Below are 24,270 nucleotides of genomic sequence, written 5' to 3' on the forward strand. Positions count from 1 at the left end.
TGTTCATCTCTCTTCAATCGATTTCTTATAGCTCTACATCTGCTTGTTATCTCGCTTATGGGCGCGAAATAATTGCTCTGCTTCGCTTGCGGCGATTTCTCCCTCTGCCAATCTGGCCAGCAGCAAATCGATATCATCATGAGGATCTGCCGATTGGTTGGATTGTGAAGCTTGAGAGTCACTTGGTCCCAGGTTTTCTTGAACGGTCGAAGCAACATAGTCTGTCATTTCCTTGACACTTGAATAGGTGAACATATCGGTTATATCAAATACGCCAGGAAAGTAATGATTCAGTTCCTTCAACAATCGGGTTGCAATAATGGAATCGCCGCCCAGATCACTGAATGTGTCCTCATCATCGAATTCCGGCAGGCCGAGAACCGTCTGCCAGGCATCCCGTATGTCATCTGCAATACTCCGCGAATGCTTCCTGCCTTCCTTTACTGCCCGCTCTCCCACTGCTGCCGGCGTTTGTCCTGACGGCTTCCCTTGCTCCTTCATCTCACTGGAGAGCGGGGCTTCAGCAGCAACCGGAACCGTATTTATACCGTAATTGAAACGGACATATTCCCCGTCGGGAGCAGTATTCAACTCGCCTATAATCAGACGGCTATATGGGCTGGCAATTGCTGAATCCATTGCGGTTAAGGCATCCCCTGTAGCTATCGCCTTAAACAGGCCGCGATCATGGTTGGCGCCATAGTTGACCGCCATCCCGGTTTCCTTCCATGGCGGCCAATGGATGCTCAACATCCGTCTGCCTTTATTGGCACTGCCTGCTGCATAAGCATCCATGAAGGCGTTGGCACAGGTATAATCCCCCTGTCCTACTCCGCCCAATAATGAAGTAACGGACGAGAAAAGAACTGTAAAATCAATCGGGTCGTGATCCGTATAACGATCCAGCAGCCACGTTCCCCGTATCTTCGGAGCCAGCACTTCCTGAAATGCGCTCATTTCTTTACGTACAAGGATGCCGTCTCCCGCTACGCCAGCAGCATGGAATATGCCGGAGATCGGCCCCAATTCAACGCGGATTCTGTCCAGCACAGCGGTTACGGCCTGCTCGTCAGAGATATCGGCGCTATACTTCCGCACCTCGCTGCCGCCTTGCTCTATGGCATTCAAAATACGGCTCGCGGGATGCTCCGGAAGATGATGGGGCACTGATGCAGCATTCCGGCTGATCAATGCAATTCTCAGCCTTCTGCCGCTTGAGATATGCCTCGCAATCTCCAGTCCTAGTCCGCCAAGCCCGCCTGTTATGACATAGACCCCGCCTTCCCTGTAGAGGTCAGGTTTCAATGAGGCCTCTTCGATAAGAACAGGCTTCAGACAAGGCGTTCTGCGCTGGTCATCCCGGAGTACAACCTCGTAATCTGCATGGTCAGTAATCAACTCCGGGAGGATCTGCTCTATCTTGAAGCTGGAGCCAATATCCAGACTTCTGCAAACAATGTGCGAATTCTCCTGGCCAATTACTCTCGCCAGGCCGATTAATGAAGACGCTATTGCATCATTGGCCGCTTTCTCTTCTTTATCTATCGCATTGGCATGTTGTGTAATGAGGGACAGATCCACCCTTGCTTTTCTTTTGGCTAAGACGCGCCCCAGGTGAAACAGGCCCTCGATCATCGTTTCCACTGAGCCGTTCAGCCCATCGAGCGCTGCCCATTCAGCATCTGCTGCAATGGAGGCCAGATGTATGATTCCGCCAAGCTCCGTTTCCTTGAACTGCTCCAATAAACGTATGCAGTCCGACTCCACAGGGCGCATCGTGAATGTGCCATCGGGCAGTCTATCGAATGCCTCTCCATAGCGGACTTTCACAATCCGCGCTCCGCATATGTGAAGAGCCTCTGCAAGGGCATGTCCGATTCCTTTCCCGTCCAGCAAAATAATAAATACTTTGTCTGCAATTGATTTCGTATTCCCTTGCAGGGCTTTGCTGACCCAATTAACGCCATAGAACTTGCCGTCTCCGCTATGCGGCCCGGCTTTTCTCGAATAAACCTTCTTCATCGAATACTGCTCAATGCCCGCCACCGGCTCGCCCTCGGCATCGACAATCCCAATGTTGAACGTAGCTGTCTCCTCATTTTCCTTCACTTTAGACATTAAGCTGTAAATTTCCCCCGGGAACGGCTTATACATATGAATCGCCTTGTAAGACCAGGGCAAATACAGATGCTGCTTGCCGGAGTTCATGGACAGATGAACCGCATTGTCCATCAATGCGGGATGGACTGCATAATGCTCCAGGTCTCCGGCCAATTCTTCACGCAGTTTCAAATGCGACAGAACTACGCTGCCTTTCTCATAAATGCCGACCATATTGTCCCAGCGTTTTCCGGTAATGACCTCTTTGGCCGAAACCAGATTCTCATCATTCAACGGAATAGGATTGGCATCATGCATCATGCCGTTAAGATCGACTCTGCCGGGTATCGATACAGGATCAGCCAGCATCACGCCGCCCTCTGCATGAATATCCCATGATCCGTCCAAGGATTGGCTTGCAACCGTGAATGTTTTCATTGCTCCCTTGTGGCGTATAAGGATTTGCAATACTTTTGCCTGATCCCGCTGTAGTGCGAATGGTTTAACAAACAGCACGTTCTCGAACCGCACATACTGATTGGCGAGAACCTCTTCCGTAGTCATCATGATCGTTCTGATCATGTCCAAATACGCGGTTCCCGGAACGACGAAGCTCTCCTCCACTTGATGCTCAGACAAGATCCAATGGCGGTCGGCATTCAATTCCGTTTCATAGATGTCTCCGTCCACTGACGAGGTTATGCGGCGAATTTCCGGAACAGCCCCATGCGGCTCATTGCTCGGCAGCCAAACCCGCTGTTTATCGAAAGGATAGGTGGGAAGAGGGAGGATTCTTCCGGAATTAGCAGGATATACAGAAGTCCATGCGATGTCAGCTCCCTGTATGTACAACTCGCTTAATGCGCCAAGAAAGCCGATGTCCCTGAGCTCACTGTTATCCTGGATAAGCAGATCCGCTTCTCTTGCCAGACCGCGAATCGTCTCCTCGGTTATTTCACCTGCAGCTGCAGTCTTTTTCTTCAAGCCCACCAGCTTGTAAGAAGCGAAATGACAGCCTTCAATGCCAGCATCAACGCCGTGTTTAATTAAGTCCCGGAGTTTATCAGACAGCTCCAGCCTGTTGGAGAACACGACGGCCAACCGATGGTTGAAATGCTTTCTTCCCGTATTGAGCGTGTAGCAAAGATTCTCCACGTCGACGGCAGGGTTGGAGCGAACCCATTCATCAAGCTTGCCAATCATGCTGGCAATCCCTTTCTTCGATAGAGCCGAAATCGTTGCCACGCCCGGACCATCGGAGCAGGTTTGCGCCATTTGCGGCGGCTCCTCCAGCACGACATGACAATTCGTGCCGCTCAGCCCAAAGGCGCTGACGCCTGCTCTTCGTATTGCCGCATCCCATGCTTGAGGCCGATCATTCACATACAGCGCGGAATCGATAAAATGAATCGCACTGTTGCTTCTTCTGAAATGGAGAGTGGCAGGGAGCGTCCGGTGCTTCAATGCACAAACCACTTTAAGCAGCCCTGCCAGGCCAGCCGCATGATCCAGATGACCGACATTGGACTTAATCGAACCGATTGCGCAAAATCCGCGTTTTGCCGTATGCCTGTCAAACGCATGATGAATGGCTTGCACCTCGATCGGATCTCCCAGCTTCGTTCCGGTGCCGTGCGCTTCGATGTAGGACACGGTCTCCGGATCAACTCCCGCATCCTCCCAAGCCCGCAGCAATACATCTTCCTGCGACAGAGCGTTCGGCGCCGTGACGCCTATTGACATTCCGTCCTGGTTCACGGCACTTCCTTTTATTACAGCGTGGATGTGATCCTGATCCTCAAGCGCTTTATGGAGCGGTTTGAGAAGAATGGCAAACGCGCCCTCCCCGAAGCCGGTGCCAGTGGATTGATGATCAAAGGTCCGCGTCTTAAAGTCGCTGGATTGGATGCCGATTTCACGGAGCGTATCCTCTGCCACAGGACATAAATTAACTTTAATGGAGCCGACAAGCGCCATCTCGCATTCTCGATGCTGAAGACTTTTGCAAGCCAGGTGCACAGCTACCAGAGAGGAAGAGCATGCCGTGTCCACCAGCAGGCTCGGCCCTTTAAGATCCAATAAATACGCAATTCTGCTTGCAATAATGGATTTGATATTCCCGGCTGTGGATACTCCCTTGAGGGAGGGGGCGAATTGCTGGACCCACTCCTTGTAATCGCCGCCAAAGTCGCCGCTGAAACCGGCAAAAATTCCTGTACGGCTCCCTTTGATTCTGTTCATATAGCCCGCATCTTCGATTGCCGACCAAGCCGTTTCCAGAAAAATTCTTTGGTTGGGATCCATCAAGCCCGCTTCCATTGGAGACAGGGAGAACAACCGGTAGTCAAATTTATCAATTTCATTGAAATAAGAGCCGCGGTTATAGGTGTGCGCATGGACTCCCTTCGCCTTCATGTAATCAGCGATATCCTGATGCCGCTCGGAAGATAGCGGGCGAATGCCATCTTGCCCCGTAGAGAGGAATTCCCAGATGTCCGCTATATTCTCCAGATGGCCGATTCGGCCTGATATGCCGATGATGGCGATATCCCGATTATGCAGCTCCATAGGCTGGCCCGTTTCGCCAAAGAGCTTATGATCCTCTTGAAGATCGGGAAGATCGATCCAATCAATAGCCATTGGTGCGATCCCCTGCCGCTACGAGCGTGGTCAAAAACTCAGCTTTGAACATCTGCAGCGTATCGGTCTCAAGAAATAGCTGCTGATATCTCTCGAGCTGCTCCTGCAATGGAACCCCTTTGGTTTCAAACAATGTGCGAAGCTGCAGCAATGCCGCTCTCATTTGCTCCGGCGTCGGATTCTGCCCTGCTTCTTCCAATTGGGATTGCAGGTTTTGCATATTGCGGTAAGGCTCAACAACCCCGCGCTTATATTCCTCTTCTACGAAGTTTCTGTTTTTAGTGCAGACCGAAATCGCCAGGCATCTGGATATAAAATCAGTCTTAATCGGCCTCAAGCTGCCTTCCAGTTCTTTCTGAATCGCGCTCATGCTGTTGTCTTGATCCATAGCAAACACCGGAAAGCCGACTTCATGCTGGGACGCCAGTTTTTTCAGTATGGTTTGAGGCCCCATCTCAATTGCCAGCTCAATTCCCTGGTTCTCCATATAATCCATCGTGTGTGCCCATTCCACTTGATTCGTAATTTGCCGGATCAAACGATTGGCAGCGTCAAAATGATTGTATGGCTTGGCGTCGATATTCGATATGACCGGCCACTTCATCGGAGAACAGATTGTCTCCTTCAATTGCTGCTCCATTCCGTCAGCCGCATGCTGCATCAGAGGCGAATGGAATGGGGCGCTGACGTTTAATTCCACTACTTTCGCGCCAGCATCCGCAAGCTTCTGGCTTGCCCGGCGCACTGCAGGCAAATGGCCCGAGATGACTACTTGCTCCTTCGAGTTGACATTCGCAATGCCGACAAACTCCCCAGCAGTACTCATATCAGTGCATACTTCCTCGATAAGCGATCTTTGCACCCCGATAACTGCCGTCATTGCGCCAGCGCCGCTCTGCACCGCTTCCTGCATAAGCTTTCCGCGAAGCCGCACGAGGCGCAGCACATTATCAAACGAAATGACATTCGCACAGCATAACGCTGAATATTCTCCCAAGCTATGTCCGGCACTCAGCACCGGTTCGATGCCAATCTCCTGCATATAAAGCCTGAATGCGGCAACACTGACCGTGACGATAGCAGGCTGCGCATTCTCGGTCAGAGTCAGCTGCTGCAGATCTCCTTCAAAGCATAATTTGGTCAAATCGAACCCTAGCGTATCGTTCGCCTCTTCGAACGTTCGACTGACGACAGGCTGGTCGATCCACTTTTTGCCCATTCCTACATATTGCGAGCCCTGCCCCGCAAATATCAAAGCGATTCTTTTCATTCGCTCAATCCCCCTGGCGCACTCATTTTTTTGATAAGAAACACGTAATTGTTAAGGAACGATTTAAGTTTGTCGCGGTTAAGCTTATCCGGCCGAAATTCGCAAATCACCTGGAATTCAGGCGTTTCTTTAATTTTTAGGATGAGATCATATTCCTCCAATGTGGCACCCGCTGCCTGACCGCCATAAGCGGCTATTAACGGCATTACAGGCACCGTATCATGATCCGCCTTGGCCGTTCTCATTCTGCGCATAAGGAGCAGCTTCTCAGAATCGACGGGTACAGCCTGTTGTCTCTGATCGCGCGCACTCTGGAAAAGGGAGGACATCGAAGTCTCGGCTTCCATATCGAATCGAAGTGCAGAAATCTCCTCGCCGCCCCAATGATAATGGACCTCCAGCTTGCTTTGATCCGCAACTTTGCTCAATAAATAGGCGAATGCCCCGGCAAATAGATCACTTGGTTGTACGTGATGCTGATCCGATAACCTCTCCATGTCCCGAAGCGTCGCTGCATCCATGGATGATTGAAAGCCGGAGGCACCGGGTTCATGAAGACGGGCCGCATACTGCTGCGGAAAACAACAGACTACCGGACGATACTGCAGCGACTGTTGAGAGCGTTCCATAAATTCAGCCATTCTCTGAATCGTTGGATACGAAAAAATATCAGAGCCCGTTATCTTGTTATCCAGCTGCTGAATCTGCTCCAACAATTGAAGGACAGAGATTGAATTTCCGCCCACTTCAAAAAAATGCTCGTTTACACCAATGCTGTCTCTTTGCAGCAACTGGGACCAAATATCCGTCAACCTTCGCTCCAGCTCTGTACGCGCTGCAACCGGCGGCTTCTTGAGGCTCTGTGCATCCGCCCGGTTCTGCAATTCCTTCCTGTTCGTTTTACCATTGGCAGTTTGCGGCATCTCATCCAACTGGAAGTAGTAAGAGGGAATCATATACCCCGGCAGATGCCGCTGGGCATAGGACCGCAGTTCTCCAGATGCCAGCTCGGTGTCCGAAACATAGAACACACATAAGCTTTTGTAGCTGTCCGTCTCCTCCTTGGCCACGATCGCGATGTCGCTGATGCTCTCATGCCGGGCCAGGATCGACTCCACCTCTCCCACCTCGACACGGTATCCGCGAATCTTCACCTGCTGGTCTGCACGGCCCAGCACTTCAATACTGCCGTCAGGGGACCATTGGGCCAAATCCCCGGTCCGGTATATCAACCCTCGCGGTTCTACAGCATGACGAACGAACTTCTCTGCTGTAAGCTCCGGCCTGTTCTTATATCCTCTTGCCAGGCCATCCCCCGCGATGACAAGCTCTCCCGTAACACCAGGGAGCGCCATCTGGCCGCTGTCATCCACAATATACATTCTTGTGTTGGCAATCGGCTTGCCGATATCCACTTTCTCCGCTGCCGTGACATCCTGTACCGCCGACCAGATTGTCGTTTCCGTCGGGCCGTACATGTTGTAGATTCTCCCTGTTGTGTATCCTCTTATTTTATCCAGCAATGGATAAGGCAGCGCTTCCCCGCCAAGCAGAATCTCGGACAGCCTGCTCAAGCACCGTCCCGCTGTCGCCTCTCGCAGCAGCAGCTGCGTCATTCTGGACGGAGTCGCCTGCAGCATGTCTACCTCGAATGCCTCGATCAATCGGGCCAATGCGCGCGGGTCGCGCTGCTCTTCCAGGCCGCCGATTCCCACCCGCATCCCGCAGGTTAGCGGCAGCAAGGTTTCGACCAGAAAGATATCGAAGCATACCGTCGTCAAGGCAAGAATCGTCTTTCCTTCCCGGAATGCAATGGCGTTGACCATTCCCTCGACGAAGTTAGCCACAGAACGATGCTCAATCATGACACCCTTGGGCTTGCCGGTGGATCCCGATGTATAGATCACATAAGCCAGATCCATTGGTTCGCTTGCAGCGTTCAGATTGCCGCCGTCCCCGATGTAATTCTCCGCATCCCCAACATCCAGCGTCCTGCCCTGGAACGCAAGTCCCTCCGCCAGGCCGGATTGCGTCAGCAAAAATTCCGCTCCACTGTCCTCCAGCATGTACCCGATCCGTTCCACCGGGTACTCCGGATCAATCGGCACATACGCTGCGCCGGTCTTGAGCACGCTTAGAATCGCGACCAGCATTTCCGGGCCGCGCTCCACCATCACGCCGACCAACGTCCCCCGGGCCGCGCCTTCCGCCCTCAGCTTCTCTGCCAGCCGGTTCGCGCCCTCATTCAGCTCGCGGTAGGTCATGCTCCTCTCCTTATGGAGAATCGCCACCTGCTCCGGCGTCCGCACCGCCTGCCGCTCGATACGGCGATGCACGGTCTCTTCCCTGTCATATTCCCATTCCGTATCATTCCATAGCTGAATCGGACGAGTGTGCTCTTCCAGGAATACTTGGACATGATCAATTGGCGCCTGGGCATGCTCTCCCCACAAGGAGAGCATCTGCCGGAAAATAGCAGCCATCACCCGCACTTCATCATGAGCAACGAAGGAAGGCAAGTAATGGATGCGGACAAAAGTGCGGTCAGGCTCCTCAACAACATGAAAATCCAATCCGGTCTCCGTCTGTTCATGATGATCGATACGAAGTGATGTGTGACGTGTTTGCCAGCTTGGAAATGAACGGAAATCTGTATAGTTAAAAAAGGTGTCAAATAAACGGCTCCTGCTCCCCTTGCAATCCTCCAGCATCTTCATAAGCGGATATCGCCCGAACCGTTTGGCCTCCGCCACCTTGTCATTGATTCGGCATATCCAGTCTTGCCACGTAACTGGAGCTGGAGTGAATGCGATCCGGACAGGAAGTGTGTTGAGAAAACAGCCGATAATCCCATCGCTGTCACTGCTGACAGGCCGATTATGCCCGACCAATCCTACGACTACATTCTTGTCATCCGCATGCATCTGGATCATGTATGAAAAGGCAGCGAAAAAGACGCTTTGAATACTCATCTGCAGCCCATCGGACAAAAGAGCCATCTGCTGCATTAACCGCTCTTCAATTGGGAATTCATAGATGTGGTTATGCTCCGCGCGCTCATCGGCACTGCTTTCTCCGAACCATTGCATTTCCGGGTAATTCTCCAGCTCTCTCTTCCAGAAAGCGGAATGCTCTTCGTTCGTTCGGACATACATTTGTTCAACAATATAATCCTGATAAGTGCTGTTGATCCTATGTACGGGACTAGCGCTGTTCCCCTGCTTAAGATCTTCATATATCTGCAAATACTCCTTCATAAACAAGCCGATGCTCCAGCCATCCATAATGGAATGATGGAAGGTCAAGCACATGCACGCCGAACCATCCGCCGATAACGGAAATATCGCGAGCCTCCACAAAGGCTGCTTTGAAGCCTTCGTCAGCTCAAACGGGTTCCGTTTGTCCTGCTCCAAATATGCTTTAATGACCTTCTCTTGCCCCGCAACGTCCAGATGGCGAAGATCATTGACTGTCAAATGGATCTCCACAGCGGAATAGACAAGCTGCATCGGAACCGGATAGCGGTTCAACTCATAGCTGGTTCGCAGCATTGGATGCCGCAATACGAGCTGCCCTAGCGCTTCTTGGAGCAATTCCAGCTGATGCCCGCCCGGATCGGTATGATAAAAAACATACTGCTCATGATAAACAAATCGATCGGGATGTATGAGCGATTGAAGCACCATTCCGTGCTGAATATCCGAAAGCGGATAGATGTCGATTATTGCAGGCTCCGCTTCCGCATCCGGGGCTCCCTCCGACTGCCTGAGGAGCTCTTCCCTCCATTGCAATACGTGCTTCCTTTGATCCTCATATAGCGGGACCGGCTCGCGAGGCTTGGACAACTGATCCGAGACGCGCTTGGCAAAATCGGCAAAAACGGGATAATGATATAGATCCGCAACCTCCAGCACTGTCGAGAACCTTTGATTCGCCTGATAGACGACCTTAATCGCCTTCATCGAATCTCCTCCAACAGCAAAGAAGTGGTCGTTGTCAGCTACTGTATCGATCCCGATCCCCGTTGACCAAATCTCGGCCAGTTGATTGCTGACACTTGTATTTTGCCGCGCCGTGTCCACTTCCGCTTCTTTGCGCTCCAGCCGGCGAAGGAGTGCATTACGGTCTGTTTTATAATTCAAAGTAAGCGGCATCTCATCCAGTTGGAAGTAGTAAGAGGGAACCATATACCCCGGCAGATGCCGCTGGGCATAGGACCGCAGTTCTCCAGATGCCAGCTCGGTGTCCGAAACATAGAACACACATAAGCTTTTGTAGCCGTCCGTCTCCTCCTTGGCCACGATCGCGATGTCGCTGATGCTCTCATGCCGGGCCAGGATCGACTCCACCTCTCCCACCTCGACACGGTATCCGCGAATCTTCACCTGCTGGTCTGCCCGGCCCAGCACTTCAATACTGCCGTCAGAGGCCCATTTGGCCAAATCTCCAGTCCGGTATATCAACCCTCGCGGTTCTAAGGCATGACGAACGAACTTCTCTGCTGTAAGCTCCGGCCTGTTCTTATATCCCCTTGCCAGGCCATCCCCCGCGATGACAAGCTCTCCCGTAACACCAGGGAGCGCCATCTGGCCGCTGTCATCCACAATATACATTCTGGTGTTGGCAATCGGCTTGCCGATATCCACTTTCTCCGCTGCCGTGACATCCTGTGCCGCCGACCAGATTGTCGTTTCCGTCGGGCCGTACATGTTGTAGATTCTCCCTGTTGTGTATCCTCTTATTTTCTCCAGCAATGGATAAGGCAGCGCTTCCCCGCCAAGCAGAATCTCGGACAGCCTGCCCAAGCACCGTCCCGCTGTCGCCTCTCGCAGCAGCAGTTGCGTCATTCTGGACGGGGTCGCCTGCAGCATGTCTACCTCGAATGCTTCGATCAGACGGGCCAATGCGCGCGGGTCGCGCTGCTCTTCCAGACCGCCGATTCCCACCCGCATCCCGCAGGTTAGCGGCAGCAAGGTTTCGACCAGAAAGATATCGAAGCAGACCGTCGTCAAGGCAAGAATCGTCTTCCCTTCCCGGAATGCGATGGCGTTGACCATTCCCTCGACGAAGTTAGCCACAGAACGATGCTCAATCATGACACCCTTGGGCTTGCCGGTGGATCCCGATGTATAGATCACATAAGCCAGATCCATCGGTTCGCTTGCAGCGTTCAGATTGCCGCCGTCCCCGATGTAATTCTCCGCATCCCCAACATCCAGCGTCCTGCCCTGGAACGCAAGTCCCTCCGCCAGGCCGGATTGCGTCAGCAAAAATTCCGCTCCACTGTCCTCCAGCATGTACCCGATCCGTTCCACCGGGTACTCCGGGTCAATCGGCACATACGCTGCGCCGGTCTTGAGCACGCTCAGAATCGCGACCAGCATGTCCGGACCGCGCTCCACCATCACGCCGACCAACGTCCCCCGGGCCGCGCCTCCCGCTCTCAGCTTCTCTGCCAGCCGATTCGCGCTCTCATTCAGCTCGCGATAGGTCATGCTCCTCTCCTTATGGAGAATCGCCACCTGCTCCGGCGTCCGCGCCGCCTGCTGCTCAATACGGCGATGCACGGTCTCTTCCTGGTTATATTCCCATTCCGTATCATTCCATCTGCACTGCTGATCCAAAGTCATGGGTTCACCTCATTGATAACGGTTTCAAAGCATACTGTATAGGACTGGAAGGAGCGTAGTTGCGACTATTATTTATTTGCAAGCATCAAATTAGCCAGATCATACCCGCCGGAGATCACTCCGCTGTACCCTGCGCCAGGCCGTACCCAGCCCCCGATAAGAAATAGATCTTTGATGGGGGTTACAGGTGATACGCCTCTATTCATCGATTGAGCAACAGTAGGCGCTGCGCCGTAAACAGCTCCGTTATAATGATTGGTGTATCGCTTTACTGTTTTGGGAGTCGCTAGCTCTGCATGCAATATTTTTGTGCTAATAGAGGGGTACAGCTTTTCCAGCCTGGCGATTAGAAGATCAGTCAACTTGCGTTTCTTATCCGTATAATCTTCCTCGCTTAAATGAGCCCAATCTTCATAATCCACCCATTGCGTTAAAATAATCGTTGATCCATCTGCTTGTTGATAGTTCGGAACTAAATTGTCATAGAGGGTAATACAATATGACATCTTATCGTAGTGTCCATTAGAGATATGTTCGGTGACCCCATTAATATGGTAGTCCTCGTTCACAAATACTTCATGATTGCGTTCGTCATACTCCTCGGCAAAGTTGCAATCAACAATAAGATAGAGCTGTATACAGGAATAGCTGGGCACGATGCCGCTCACTCTATCAACGAATCTCTTGGAAATCGGATTGTCTGATTTCACCAGCGATAGCGTTTGAAGAGGATCTGCATTCGAGATCACCTTGCTTGCTTGATAGACTCCGCCTTTTTTTGTATGTACAGTTTTCAAAGCCGTTCCATCAATCTTTATTTCTGTAACCTCTTCCCCAGTCAATATAAGCCCGTTATTCTCAAGGATAACGTCTCTTAATGCATTAGAAATATCCTGCGATCTTCCATCCGGGTAGAAGCCTCCATAAATGTGATAGTCCGTCCACGCATAGGCAAACATAATTCCCGAAAGTTCGGCAGGGGGCAAACTGAAATAACCAGATAACTGGCCAATAATGGATTGAAGCCGTAAATCTGTAATAAATTCATTTATCATATCCTGCAAAGTAGCTTCATGATATTTTTTTAATGCGTCTATCGGACCCTTTGGATTTAGAATCTCATCTCTTATTTGGAGGAATGTATCAAATAATCCATTAATTCCTTCCCTTTCTTCGGGAAAGTGCGCGAATAAGGTAGATTTGTAGACTTCCAAGTCCCCATCCGCATGAATTTCAAAATCAGGGAACCAAGCTTTGTAAAGTACTGTAGAACGATGGAATTTAACTTTGTCTAATATACCTAAATCATGAAAAATTTTATTCATTCTTCCTCCCTCCGCAAGTCCACACAAGCTATGGAGAGATACGTCAAAAGCCCATTTTTTCCTGCGAAATATCGTGGCGAAACCCCCGACAATCCTGTGTTTTTCAAGCATAAGTACCTTATAGCCGTTCTTCGCCAATATACTTCCTGCTGTAAGACCGCCTAGCCCTGCCCCAATGATAATCGCATCATACATTTAAAAACCTCCAAATTTGCTAATCAAAAAATAATATAGCTAAATAGTATATTATTGTCAACTATTGTAAACATCAATGTTGATATTTGGAGTTTGATGCAACGCAAAAAAAGCTGCCTCCGCAGCGTCTGATCACAGACGGCGGAAGCAGCTTTCACCGATAGAAATAATTAGTAAGTCATACCAGGGTACAGCGGGTATTGTGCAGTCAGGTCACGAACCATGCCGCGAGCCTTTTCAAGTACCGCTTCATCCTTAGGATTCTTGAGCGTCATCGCAATAACTTCCGCGATCACTTTCATCGCTTCCACACCCATACCGCGAGCCGATGCCGCTGGCGTACCAACGCGAACACCGCTTGTTACGAACGGGCTTGTCGGATCAAACGGAATCGCGTTCTTGTTAACCGTAATTTGAACGGAATCCAGTACATGCTCAGCATCTTTACCCGTAATATTCAAGTTGCGCAGATCGATCAGCATCAGGTGATTGTCCGTACCGCCGGATACAAGGTTGATACCATGTCCAATAAGTGCCTCGGACAATGCTTTAGCATTATCTACAACGTTCTTGCCATACTCTTTGAAGGATGGCTGAAGAGCTTCACCAAGCGCAACCGCTTTTGCAGCGATAATGTGCATGAGCGGTCCGCCTTGGGAACCAGGGAATACAGCTTTATCGATCGCAGCCGCCCACGGCTTGCGGCACAGAATCATACCGCCGCGAGGACCGCGAAGCGTTTTGTGCGTCGTTGTCGTTACGAAGTGCGCGTGCGGTACTGGGTTCGGGTGCAGACCAGCAGCTACAAGTCCAGCGATATGAGCCATATCGACGAAGAACAATGCGCCTACATCATTGGCAATTTGGCCGATTTTCTCGAAATCGATAATGCGCGGATACGCAGATGCGCCAGCAACGATCATACGAGGGCGGTGCTTAAATGCCAGCTTGCGGAGCTCTTCATAATCAATGGTGAAGCTCTCTTCATTCACGCCGTAAGCAACAAAGTTATAGAGCAAGCCGGATGCGTTAACCGGGCTGCCGTGCGTCAAGTGTCCGCCGTGAGCGAGGTTCATACCAAGAACCGTGTCGCCCGGCTGCAACGCCGCAAGGTATACAGCCATGTTCGCTTGCGCTCCGGAGTGTGGCTGCACGTTCACGTGCTCAGCGCCGAACAGCTCTTTTGCACGCTCGCGGGCAATATCCTCCACGATATCGACATGCTCGCAGCCGCCGTAGTAGCGTTTGCCCGGATAGCCTTCCGCATATTTATTCGTCAGTACGGTGCCCATCGCTTCCAGAACCGCTTCCGATACGATATTCTCTGATGCGATCAGCTCGATGTTGTCGCGTTGACGCTGCAGTTCCAGTCCGAGTGCCTTTAGTACTTCCGGGTCTTGTTTACGCAAATTTTCCATTGTCTAATATCCTCCTTGGTATGATCCTGCGCTCTGTGCGTACGCCTGATTGGTTTAATAATCGAAAAAAACTCTATATATCCATTGCTAATCGCACGTGCCGCCTGCAGATTCCTCTACGGTATAGACGGCGCGGCTGCCGCCGATAAGCTTGGGGCGCGAATAAGCCATCGTGACATGCGCGAAGCCTATTGTCCTTATGGAAGGACGCACCGGCACCGCTACCCGGCGCAAGTGCATGCCGATAAAAGTATCGCCGATATCGATACCGGCATGAGCCTGCACGGTTTCTGCCAGGCAGGCATCCGCCAGCTGGCGGTAGGCGTAAGCCGCCATCGACCCGCCTGCTCTTGGCATCGGAATCGCGGAGACCAGCTCCAGTCCCAATCGCTCAGCGACCCCCCGCTCCATGACAAGTGCACGGTTCAAGTGCTCGCAGCATTGATAGACGGGATGGAATCCGATATCGCGCCGAGCAGCCTCGACGCCCCGATAGATCGCCTCCGCTGTCTCCAATGTGCCTGACGTGCCGATATACTGCCCCTGCACCTCGCTTGTGCTTACTCCGAGTATCAGCAGCTCTCCTGCGCGCAGTCCGGCGGCTTCGGCCAGCTCGCGAACCACCTTTTCCACGTCGATTGCAAGTGTTGTAAAGTTAAGTACTTGTTGTTCACTCATCGCTATCCCGCTCCTTTAAGGGTGAGAGGCGTATTTGGATTCAATCTCCTTAATCTTGTTAACACGTCCGACATGACGATCAGTGTGGGAGAACGGTGTCTCCAGCCAGATTCGAACAATATCCTGTGCCAGTCCGGGACCAATGACACGTTCGCCTAACGCCAGCACATTCGTATCGTTGTGCTCGCGTGTAGCTTTGGCCGAGAATGTGTCATGGACGAGCGCACATCTGATGCCGGGGATCTTGTTGGCAGCGATGGACATCCCAATGCCCGTACCGCATACAAGAATACCGCGATCCGCCTTGCCTTGCGCAACCAGATCACAGACCGGAAGTGCGTAGTCGGGATAATCTACCGATTGATCGCAGCTGCAGCCCACATCCACCACTTCGTGGCCAAGCGACTGCATCAGCGGAACCAGCTCGTCTTTCAGGCGATATCCCCCGTGATCAGCGCCAATGGCGATTTTCATAACGTATAACCCTCCTAAACGTTGTTGCAAATCCCGGCCCCGAAACTGCGGGCAGAGCTTGCTCGTCAACCTGCTTCAGAGCCTAGGCAGCCCAAAGCATAATTTGTCGAATCATAACGATACTAGTATACCTGATTCCATGGAAAAAAACGAAAAAAGAGCAACACGTGTATACTACACGCTGCTCTTTGCCCAGGCGACCGGCCGTATGATCCGATGCTCCACCGTGGTTTCATCCACTTTCGTCGCCAGTTACATCGGAAACCTTGTATGTGCCTTTATCATAACGGATTGCCGCCGGAAAATCAATGCGCTAAACACCGATTTTATAACGCTGCAAGCTTGTCGATCAATTTGTGCAGCATTTGCTCGATCTCATCCGCGCTTCGCTCATACACCTGAATCGATCCGCCGAAAGGATCGGCGATATCGAAGCTCGGGATGCGCTGCTCCAGCTCCAGCAGACGGCCCCGTTCCTCGCCGCCCAACTGCTGCCCAAGCGCCTGCTTCATCTGCCATTCCGTATACAATGCCTCCAGCTCGGCAATATCCGTCAGGACAGACTCATCGCTGGCAACATATTCTCTGAGCGTGAACGTCTTGTCCACCGCTTGGGGGAACCGCTGCAGCAGATTGCGCTTATGCCCCGTTGTCATCGTAAGAATCAGATCCGCCCAGCCGATCGAACCGCCGTCAAGTGCTTTGGAGCTGCCTGAGGAAGGATAATTGCGGCTGCGCAATATCGTTTGGGCATGTGTGGAGACAGGCAATCCGTCAATCGTAGAAACACCCGCAGAACGGACTTCAAGCTGGAGCCCGCTTTTATTAGCCAGTTCCTTTAACATCGCTTCCGCCATAGGCGAGCGGCACGTATTGCCCGTGCATACGAACAAGATCCGTTTCAAAGCAATCGCACTCCTTTGATCATGTCATGTCATTAAAAAAGAAACAGCAGCCCAAAGGTAAATAAAATGACACCGCCGCAAGCTTCTCCGTATTCACCAAGGCTGGAGCTGATTTTTGTGCCGAGCATCAACCCCAGGATGGACATCAATCCGCCGAAAAATCCGATCAGCAGCACCGTCAGCCATATATCCGCAGCAAACATCCCCAGAGAGATGCCTGTTGAGAAGGAGTCGATGCTGACGCTCAGGGAGAAAAGAAGTACGCCGAGCCCCGAGCGATGATCAATAATCAACTCATTGCTCCCGCGAAAAGAGCTGTAGATCATATGGGCGCCCAGCAGAAGCAGCAGTCCTCCAGCTACGATCGTCGTCACATTGCCGAGCATCGAGCTGACATATTTGCCCGTAATTATGCCCATTAACGGCATTATTATATGGAACAGCGCAATGATTGCGCTCAATTTGATAATATCCCGCAGCCGTATCCCGCGAAGCCCAATTCCGATACCGAGGGAAAAAGCATCCATACCGAGAGCCAGTGCTATGATGAGCAGTGTAAGCAGCTGCCCGGCCTCCATGCCCGCCTCCATCACCCGAATTCCCCCTGTTCGCATTCTCCCTCCAAGCATATGCGGACAAGATTGGAAAGATGACGGCTCACGGTCGTCTTGGAAGAGAGGACAGGTGAGAGATAGAGCTACTCGGCTACACTCGGGTGATTCGATGTCCGGCAGCTTTGGAGAGCCGGTTCATCAGCGCATGGCCGATCCCCGCTTCCGGACAGGTCTCCGCCCATATTCGCTGCACTTGGCGGTCATCAAATGCACGAAGCGCAGCATACAGGCCTTGCGCCGCCTCATCCAGAGCCGATAATCGGCCGAGCACGATGACATGCTCCTCTTCCCCGTACAGAGCGGCATGCTCCGCGAAGACCAGCACGCCTGTCCGTTCGCCACGGGATCGCGCCTGCCTTGCAGCCGATTGAATGCAAGCGGCCACCTCGGCGGCCTCGCCTTGAACGAGCTGCATATCTCCGCGCGGAGCGTAGTGCGTATATTTCATCCCTGGCGAGCGCGGCGCCTCTAACCCAGGCTCGGCAGCGCCTCCTCCGTCGTTGTGCCCGGAAGCGTCGGGTGCGCTGGATGAATCATATTCCACCTTTGCCGCAAGCTGAAGCAGCTGTTCAGCGGTTACCCCGCCGGGACGCAAAATTCGCACCGTTTCCTCGTCCACCAGTTCGATGACCGTTGACTCAAGGCCTACTCCGGCTGTCCCGCCGTCCAAGACAGCGTCAATCCGTCCGTCCAGATCATCGATTACATGCGCTGCTGTGGTCGGACTGGGACGTCCCGAACGATTCGCGCTTGGCGCTGCAATCGGGCGTCCCGATGCGGCGATCAGCTGGCGCGCTACAGGATGTGCGGGCATGCGCACCGCTACTGTGTCCAGTCCGGCGGTAACCTTTGGCGACACAGCACCAGGCTTGACCGGCAGTACAATCGTAAGCGGTCCGGGCCAGAATCGGTTCATAAGCATCCGGGCCAGCTGGCCAGTGGGCAGTATGAGGTCATCCAGTTGTTTCATGTCAGCAATATGTACAATAAGCGGATTGTCTGACGGCCTTCCTTTTGCAGCGAAAATCCGCTCCACCGCCGTTGTATTGCAGGCATCAGCACCTAATCCATATACCGTTTCCGTTGGAAAAGCGACCGTTCCGCCTCCCTGCAGCAGTTGGGCAGCCTCGGCATATTGTTCCCCGTTCTGCGCATTCGCAGGATCAGCGTCCACTCGCCACAGTTGTGTTAAGCTCATCAACAATTCAATCCTTAATGTATTAGAATTACGCCAAATAACTCCTATTATACCATACCCGCAAACCGCATAGCTTTACTCACTGAAGAGAATAAGAGGCAGGATCAAGAAAAGGCCGCCCGCAGCGACCTCTTTCTTCTTGCATGACCGAGCAGAGAACGGCCTGGCAGGCGAACAAGCCGATCAGCGAGCAGCCTCTAGCTGAACAGACCTGGTGAGAGGACGCCTCCTCTGACTGAACAGAGCGATGAGAGACAACCTTTAGCTGAACAACCCGATGGAGAACGCCTCCTCTGACTGAACAGAGCGATGAGAGACAACCTTTAGCTGAACAGACCGGAGAGGAATCCCCAGAGTGATTCAAGCATTTCCCAGAGGAAAAATTTAACCTCCGGCGCTTCCTCTGCTCCAATGGCAGCAGTCTCAGCCTGCCCTGCAGCAGCCGCGGCTATTGAATCAACGACAGTACTGTGGACAGTCTCGCTCACTTGATTGGTCTCTGTCTTTTGTTCGGCCTTTGCGGCCTCTGCCGCTTGATCGGAGCCTGCTGCCGACGCTTCACCGCTAACTGCATCAACGAAGCACAGCGGCGGGAAAAGCACGCACCACCAGTTCTCTCCGGCGCCATTGCCGAGCGTAATGCGCAGCGCCTCGTAATTTCCTGCCGGATACACCTTGCTGCCGTATATTTTAGTTGGGAAAGGGACAATATCAAGCTCTGCCTTGAAGCTGTATGTAAATCCGCGCTCACGCAGTTCAGCCGCCACTACCCCTTCAATATCCTTCATATGTCCACGGATAGATTGGCGTGCTTCCTCGATTGTTTGCGTGCCGGAAGTTTCAATCCAACTATTAATTTCAGCAACGACCGCATCACGGACCTGTCTCTTGACCGCTTGATCAGCTGCAGAATCAGAATTGGCAAGTATGCGAAGACGGATAGACTCCTGAGGAATGTCGCCGCCCGCAATAGCAGCATCGGCTTTTTGACTCTCCCAGCTTAGTAACAGCATAATCAATGCTAGAAACAAGTAGCCATACGACGAACGATAAGGAAAACGAGAATAAGTGCGGATCATATTCAACAAGCTCCTTTGCGGCACCCGTCGGTGCACCAGCTTGCGTCCCGGAACGACTATAGTTCCAGTATGTCCGCACTCTCTTCTCTTTAAACCTATCGACTCTATGAAAACAATTTGGAATAGAGCCATTGCTCTGCACTGAGCGGCAGGAAGCTGCCTGAGCTTCCTTAGCCTAGCGGAACGATTCCACGCAAACGTCGAACATTCCTGCGATAGTGCCTGGGAGGATCACGTCTACGTCTATGCGTCGAGCATTCCTGCAATAGTGCCAGGGAGGATCATGTCTACGTCTATGCGTCGAGCATTCCTGCAATAGAGCCTGGAAGGATCACGTTTACGTCTATGCGTCGAGCATTCCTGCAATAGTGCCAGGGAGGATCACGTCTACGTCTATGCGTCGAGCATTCCTGCAATAGTGCAGGCTTTCTCTCATTCTGGCTTGCTGGGGATCAATTGCCTGCCAAAACGCAGGAATTATTCCGTATTTGCCCGATATAGGTCAAATTTAGCTGATATTCCTGCAGTGTCGCAGTTATTCTAATAAATATGGCTAATTCAACCGAAATTCCTGTATTTACGCAGGCTTTTTCTCTACCTGTCGAGTATAACCACATTACCGCACCCTACAACTATTCAACTACTACACTTCACATTTACTACCCACTAACTACTAACTACTAACTACTAACTACTAACTACTAACTACTAACCCTGCAACCGTAGCCACACCGCAGCCAACCATGCAACTGAACTGCGACCAAATCACAGTGACATCACAAGTATAGCTGCTACTGCTACTGTGACTGTGACATATTCAGATCAGCGAAGGTGCAGCGTCAATAGCTATCACATGCCTGTCAATTCCGGCATAATCGCGGATGATACGAATGTCGCGCCACGCACCGTAGGCGCGCAGCATCTCTGCCACGTCCTCGGCTTGCCCGAGGCCGAGCTCGAATGCTACGATGCGAGGCACCGCAGCAAGCTGCGGCAGCTGCGCGAGCATGCGCCGGTATGGCGCGAGGCCATCCGAGCCGCCATCCAATGCTAGGCGCGGCTCATGATCGCGCACCTCACGCTGTAAGCCAGCGATGTCTCCAGCCGGTATATACGGCGGGTTGGAGACGAGCACATCGATGCGAAGCCCAGCGGAGCCATCGGCATCCGCTGCACCTTCGCTGCTCTCGCGCCGCTCCGCGAATGGCGCGAGCAGGTCGCCCTGCACGAACGCCATGCGGGCCGCCGCCCGATGGCTGGCGGCGTTCGTGCGGGCGACTGCCAGCGCGTCCGGCGACAGATCGGACGCGCGCACGCGCCATAGCGGACGCTGCACCGCAAGCGTCACGCCTATGGCGCCACTGCCGGTGCCGACGTCAACCACCGTCGGCACGCCACTGCCAAGCGGGGCGCCGCCCCCGCTGCCGTCTCCTGTACCACAATCGCCATCGCCGTTGCCTTCACTACCGTCGCTGCCATCGTTGCCGCCTTCACCACTGTCGCTGCCGCCTCTGCTATCACCACCAGCGCCGCCTCCACCAGCGGCCGCCTCCGGCCACAGCAGGTCAGCGGCCGCAATGACGGCCTCGACGAGCAGCTCCGTCTCCGGCCGTGGAATAAGGACGGCCGGCGTCACGGCAAACGGCAAGCCATAGAACCATTGCTCGCCGACAATATACTGCACGGGTTCCCCGTCAGCTTTCCGTTTCACCAGACGCTCCCATGCTGCAGTCAGATCTGCGGGAAATACGTCCCGCCAGTCCCGCAGCAGCTCAGCCCGCTCCAAACGGAGCAAATGCATGATCAGCCGCTCTGCATTCGCACGCGGTTCACCAACCCCGCGCCCCTCCAAAAACAAAGAAGCCTGCATGCAGGCTTCCCCAATCGTTAACGGCTGCCGGGACGGACTTCCGCCACCACCGAAACCAGCGCCATCCATCATGTCTCTCATGACCAGCGCCCCTCTCTATATCCATTGCACCATGCGTTGCTCCCCTGGCAATCTTCTGCCCGCGCCACTTCCGTTCAGCCGCGCATTAAGCCAGGTTCTCGCGCTCCATAATTTCCGCTTGCGCGGTGAGCGTCAGCGCATTAATAATCTCTTCCATATCGCCATTCATTACAGAATCCAGCTTGTGCAGCGTCAGACCAATGCGATGATCCGTTACACGGCTTTGCGGATAGTTGTAAGTACGAATCCGCTCGCTTCTGTCGCCTGTGCCAACCTTGCTTTTACGCTCACCCGCATATTTCGCCTCTTCCTCTTGACGGCGAATATCCGATATGCGCGCACGCAGCACCTGCAGCGCTTTGGCTTTGTTCTCATTCTGCGATTTGCCGTCCTGACACTGCGCCATAATGCCTGTCGGAACGTGCAGAACACGAACAGCCGATTTGGTCGTATTAACGGACTGCCCGCCAGCTCCGCTGGAGCAAAAAGTATCAATCCGAATATCTTTATCAAGAATCTCGATCTCGACCTCTTCAACCTCGGGCATAACAGCAACAGTCGAGGTTGATGTATGAATCCGTCCGCCCGACTCTGTCACCGGAATACGCTGTACGCGGTGCGCGCCGCTCTCGAATTTCATTTTGCTATAGGCGCCCTTGCCTGTAATCATGAAGATGACCTCTTTATAGCCGCCCAGATCGCTTTCATTCGCTTCCATCAGCTCCACACGCCAGCCTTGGGAATCGGCGAACTTCATATACATCCGGTACAGGTCAGACGCGAACAATGCCGCCTCGTCCCCGCCAGCCGCGCCGCGAATCTCCACAATAACATTCTTGTCATCATTGGGATCCTTAGGAAGCAGAAGCACGTGAATTTCCTGCTCCAGCTCATCCCTGCGGCCAGTGAGCTCCTCCATCTCCATCTTTACCATCTCGCGCATCTCATCATCAAGCTTCTCGCCCTGCATTGCCTTGGCGTCCTCAAGCTGGTCGATGATCCCCTTATATTCCGTATATGCCTCATAAACAGGCTGCAAATCCGATTGTTCCTTGGACAAATCGCGCAGCCGCTTAGGATCACTTGCCACATCCGGATCGCACAACAGCTCACTCAACTTATCATATCGGTCAGCGAGCGCTTGCAAACGGTCCAACACAGCTATTCACCTCTACAGTCATTAATTTTTTGCCATCATGTCGTTCTTATTAGTATAACATATCGCGGTACATTCCATAAACGTGACTTTTTCAGGAAAACAATACGAAGCAGCGGCTCAGCCCCGCCTTGGGCCACTATCCCCTTCGCTCAGCCGAGCGATCGCGACAGGCAATAGCGTGAATGCACCCGCTCTATGCGCAAGCCAAGCAACAGAAGTGCAGCAACCCTTTCTTAATTCCTTACTCTTTTCGAGCACCGGGTTCTCTTCTCTCTGAGCTTTGGGGATAGTGGGCAAAAGAGAAAAAACAGCATACCCTGCTGCCGACGTGTGACCGAGCACCCAGCACCCGGCACCGCGTGCCGCGATGGCACCGCGCGCCGGGCCCGAGCCCTCTTCACGCGCAAAAGAACCCGGTCGCCCGGGTCCTCTGTCAGCAGCTTCTATACGTTGAAGCGGAAATGCATTACATCGCCGTCTTTCACAACATACTCCTTGCCTTCAAGACGCAGCTGTCCCTTCTCCTTGGCAGCATTCATCGAGCCTGCGGCGACCAAATCATCGTAAGAGACAACCTCGGCGCGTATGAAGCCACGCTCAAAGTCCGTATGAATAACGCCCGCAGCCTGCGGCGCTTTCATTCCTTTGCGAATTGTCCACGCCCGAACCTCCTGAACACCCGCCGTAAAGTAGGTGTACAGACCGAGCAGCTTGTATGCAGCACGGATCAACCGGTTGAGGCCGGATTCCGCAAGCCCGAGCTCTTCAAGGAACATCTCCTTGTCCTCGCCCTCCAGCTCGGAAATTTCCGCTTCCACCTTCGCGCTGATCGGCACTACTTCCGCGCCTTCCTCCGCAGCGAACTCCCGAACCAGCTGCACGAAAGGATTCCCGTCCGCATTGGCCGCTTCCGCCTCGCTCACATTAGCTGCATACAGCACAGGCTTCATCGTAAGCAGATGCAGGTCACGGACGAGCAACCGCTCATCTTCGCTTAGCTCCAAACTGCGAGCAGGCTTATCCGCATAGAGCGCTTCCTTGATCCGCTCCAGCACCTCAATCTCCTGCACATACTTTTTGTCGCCGCCCTTTAAGTTTTTGCGGGAACGGTCGATACGCTTCTCGACGGAATCCAGATCAGCCAGAACGAGCTCCAGATTGATCGTCTGAATATCTCCGATAGGATCAACTTTGCCGGAGACATGCGTAATATTCTCATCCTGGAAGCAGCGCACGACGTGAACGATCGCGTCAACCTCGCGGATGTGGGCCAGAAACTTGTTGCCGAGCCCCTCGCCTTTGCTGGCGCCCTTTACAATACCTGCAATATCGATAAATTCAAACGCTGTCGGCACCGTTTTGTTCGGCGTCACAAGCTCGGTCAATTTATCAAGCCGTTCATCGGGAACCTCTACTACACCGACATTCGGGTCAATTGTACAGAAAGGATAATTTGCGGATTCCGCACCCGCTTGCGTAATTGCATTAAACAAAGTCGATTTGCCTACGTTCGGCAGTCCGACGATACCACAGGAGAGTGGCATAGCTATACAACTCCTCTAATTAAATAGTCTCCCGCCATTATAGACGAAGACAACCAACATTGAAAGACCCAGTGTCGCCTCCAGCCGTTC

14 protein-coding genes and 1 riboswitch are annotated in these 24,270 nt (G+C 52.8%); all 14 genes read right to left on the reverse strand.

Features of this window, described 5'->3' with window-relative positions; all coding sequences use genetic code 11:
* Nucleotides 1–33 precede the first annotated feature (33 nt).
* Complete coding sequence (locus K0T92_RS10040) at nucleotides 34–4,740, reverse strand: type I polyketide synthase (protein ID WP_219872326.1); 4,707 nt, start codon at nucleotides 4,738–4,740, stop codon at nucleotides 34–36.
* Complete coding sequence (fabD, locus tag K0T92_RS10045; RefSeq protein WP_219872327.1) at nucleotides 4,730–6,010, reverse strand: ACP S-malonyltransferase; 1,281 nt, start codon at nucleotides 6,008–6,010, stop codon at nucleotides 4,730–4,732. The genes K0T92_RS10040 and fabD overlap by 11 nt, the downstream gene beginning before the upstream one ends.
* Nucleotides 6,007–11,640, reverse strand: a complete 5,634-nt coding sequence (locus K0T92_RS10050; protein ID WP_219872328.1) for a non-ribosomal peptide synthetase — start codon at nucleotides 11,638–11,640, stop codon at nucleotides 6,007–6,009. The genes fabD and K0T92_RS10050 overlap by 4 nt, the downstream gene beginning before the upstream one ends.
* Nucleotides 11,641–11,708: 68 nt before the next feature.
* On the reverse strand, nucleotides 11,709–13,160 hold the full coding sequence (locus tag K0T92_RS10055) for a phytoene desaturase family protein (RefSeq protein WP_219872329.1): 1,452 nt from the start codon (nucleotides 13,158–13,160) through the stop codon (nucleotides 11,709–11,711).
* A gap of 170 nt (nucleotides 13,161–13,330) precedes the next feature.
* A complete protein-coding gene (locus K0T92_RS10060; protein ID WP_219872330.1) occupies nucleotides 13,331–14,578 on the reverse strand; it encodes a serine hydroxymethyltransferase in 1,248 nt (415 codons plus the stop codon).
* Between the two features lie 87 nt (nucleotides 14,579–14,665).
* Nucleotides 14,666–15,256, reverse strand: coding sequence for a TIGR01440 family protein (locus K0T92_RS10065; protein WP_219872331.1), 591 nt, complete (start codon nucleotides 15,254–15,256; stop codon nucleotides 14,666–14,668).
* 15 nt (nucleotides 15,257–15,271) lie between these two features.
* On the reverse strand, nucleotides 15,272–15,730 hold the full coding sequence (gene rpiB / locus K0T92_RS10070) for a ribose 5-phosphate isomerase B (protein ID WP_219872332.1): 459 nt from the start codon (nucleotides 15,728–15,730) through the stop codon (nucleotides 15,272–15,274).
* Nucleotides 15,731–15,913: 183 nt separating this feature from the next.
* Nucleotides 15,914–15,996: riboswitch (ZMP/ZTP riboswitch) on the reverse strand.
* A 60-nt stretch (nucleotides 15,997–16,056) separates the two neighbouring features.
* Nucleotides 16,057–16,635, reverse strand: a complete 579-nt coding sequence (locus K0T92_RS10075) for a low molecular weight protein arginine phosphatase (protein WP_219872333.1) — start codon at nucleotides 16,633–16,635, stop codon at nucleotides 16,057–16,059.
* 32 nt (nucleotides 16,636–16,667) lie between these two features.
* Nucleotides 16,668–17,249, reverse strand: a complete 582-nt coding sequence (locus K0T92_RS10080) for a manganese efflux pump MntP (RefSeq protein WP_246628041.1) — start codon at nucleotides 17,247–17,249, stop codon at nucleotides 16,668–16,670.
* 91 nt (nucleotides 17,250–17,340) lie between these two features.
* Nucleotides 17,341–18,447 carry an L-threonylcarbamoyladenylate synthase gene (locus K0T92_RS10085; protein ID WP_219872334.1) on the reverse strand — a complete coding sequence of 369 codons (1,107 nt, stop codon included), beginning with the start codon at nucleotides 18,445–18,447 and terminating at the stop codon, nucleotides 17,341–17,343.
* A 323-nt stretch (nucleotides 18,448–18,770) separates the two neighbouring features.
* Nucleotides 18,771–19,526, reverse strand: a complete 756-nt coding sequence (gene spoIIR / locus K0T92_RS10090) for a stage II sporulation protein R (RefSeq protein ID WP_219872335.1) — start codon at nucleotides 19,524–19,526, stop codon at nucleotides 18,771–18,773.
* 817 nt (nucleotides 19,527–20,343) lie between these two features.
* On the reverse strand, nucleotides 20,344–21,468 hold the full coding sequence (locus K0T92_RS10095; RefSeq protein ID WP_246628066.1) for a N5-glutamine methyltransferase family protein: 1,125 nt from the start codon (nucleotides 21,466–21,468) through the stop codon (nucleotides 20,344–20,346).
* Between the two features lie 94 nt (nucleotides 21,469–21,562).
* Nucleotides 21,563–22,636, reverse strand: a complete 1,074-nt coding sequence (gene prfA, locus K0T92_RS10100) for a peptide chain release factor 1 (protein WP_219872336.1) — start codon at nucleotides 22,634–22,636, stop codon at nucleotides 21,563–21,565.
* 443 nt (nucleotides 22,637–23,079) lie between these two features.
* Nucleotides 23,080–24,180: a redox-regulated ATPase YchF gene (gene ychF, locus K0T92_RS10105; RefSeq protein WP_219872337.1), complete on the reverse strand. Its 1,101-nt coding sequence runs from the start codon at nucleotides 24,178–24,180 to the stop codon at nucleotides 23,080–23,082.
* Nucleotides 24,181–24,270 lie beyond the last annotated feature (90 nt).

It is taken from the genome of Paenibacillus oenotherae (genome assembly GCF_019443105.1).
Lineage (GTDB): Bacteria > Bacillota > Bacilli > Paenibacillales > Paenibacillaceae > Paenibacillus_Z > Paenibacillus_Z oenotherae.

What these genes read in the sequence shown, in the direction of transcription:
- fabD (WP_219872327.1), bottom strand. Translation starts at nt 6,010, where the DNA reads ATGAAAAGAATCGCTTTGATATTTGCGGGGCAGGGCTCGCAATATGTA.
- K0T92_RS10095 (WP_246628066.1), bottom strand. Translation starts at nt 21,468, where the DNA reads ATGATGGATGGCGCTGGTTTCGGTGGTGGCGGAAGTCCGTCCCGGCAG.
- K0T92_RS10065 (WP_219872331.1), bottom strand. Translation starts at nt 15,256, where the DNA reads ATGAGTGAACAACAAGTACTTAACTTTACAACACTTGCAATCGACGTG.
- K0T92_RS10050 (WP_219872328.1), bottom strand. Translation starts at nt 11,640, where the DNA reads ATGACTTTGGATCAGCAGTGCAGATGGAATGATACGGAATGGGAATAT.
- ychF (WP_219872337.1), bottom strand. Translation starts at nt 24,180, where the DNA reads ATGCCACTCTCCTGTGGTATCGTCGGACTGCCGAACGTAGGCAAATCG.
- rpiB (WP_219872332.1), bottom strand. Translation starts at nt 15,730, where the DNA reads ATGAAAATCGCCATTGGCGCTGATCACGGGGGATATCGCCTGAAAGAC.
- K0T92_RS10060 (WP_219872330.1), bottom strand. Translation starts at nt 14,578, where the DNA reads ATGGAAAATTTGCGTAAACAAGACCCGGAAGTACTAAAGGCACTCGGA.
- spoIIR (WP_219872335.1), bottom strand. Translation starts at nt 19,526, where the DNA reads ATGATCCGCACTTATTCTCGTTTTCCTTATCGTTCGTCGTATGGCTAC.
- K0T92_RS10055 (WP_219872329.1), bottom strand. Translation starts at nt 13,160, where the DNA reads ATGTATGATGCGATTATCATTGGGGCAGGGCTAGGCGGTCTTACAGCA.
- K0T92_RS10080 (WP_246628041.1), bottom strand. Translation starts at nt 17,249, where the DNA reads ATGCGAACAGGGGGAATTCGGGTGATGGAGGCGGGCATGGAGGCCGGG.
- K0T92_RS10085 (WP_219872334.1), bottom strand. Translation starts at nt 18,447, where the DNA reads ATGAGCTTAACACAACTGTGGCGAGTGGACGCTGATCCTGCGAATGCG.
- K0T92_RS10040 (WP_219872326.1), bottom strand. Translation starts at nt 4,740, where the DNA reads ATGGCTATTGATTGGATCGATCTTCCCGATCTTCAAGAGGATCATAAG.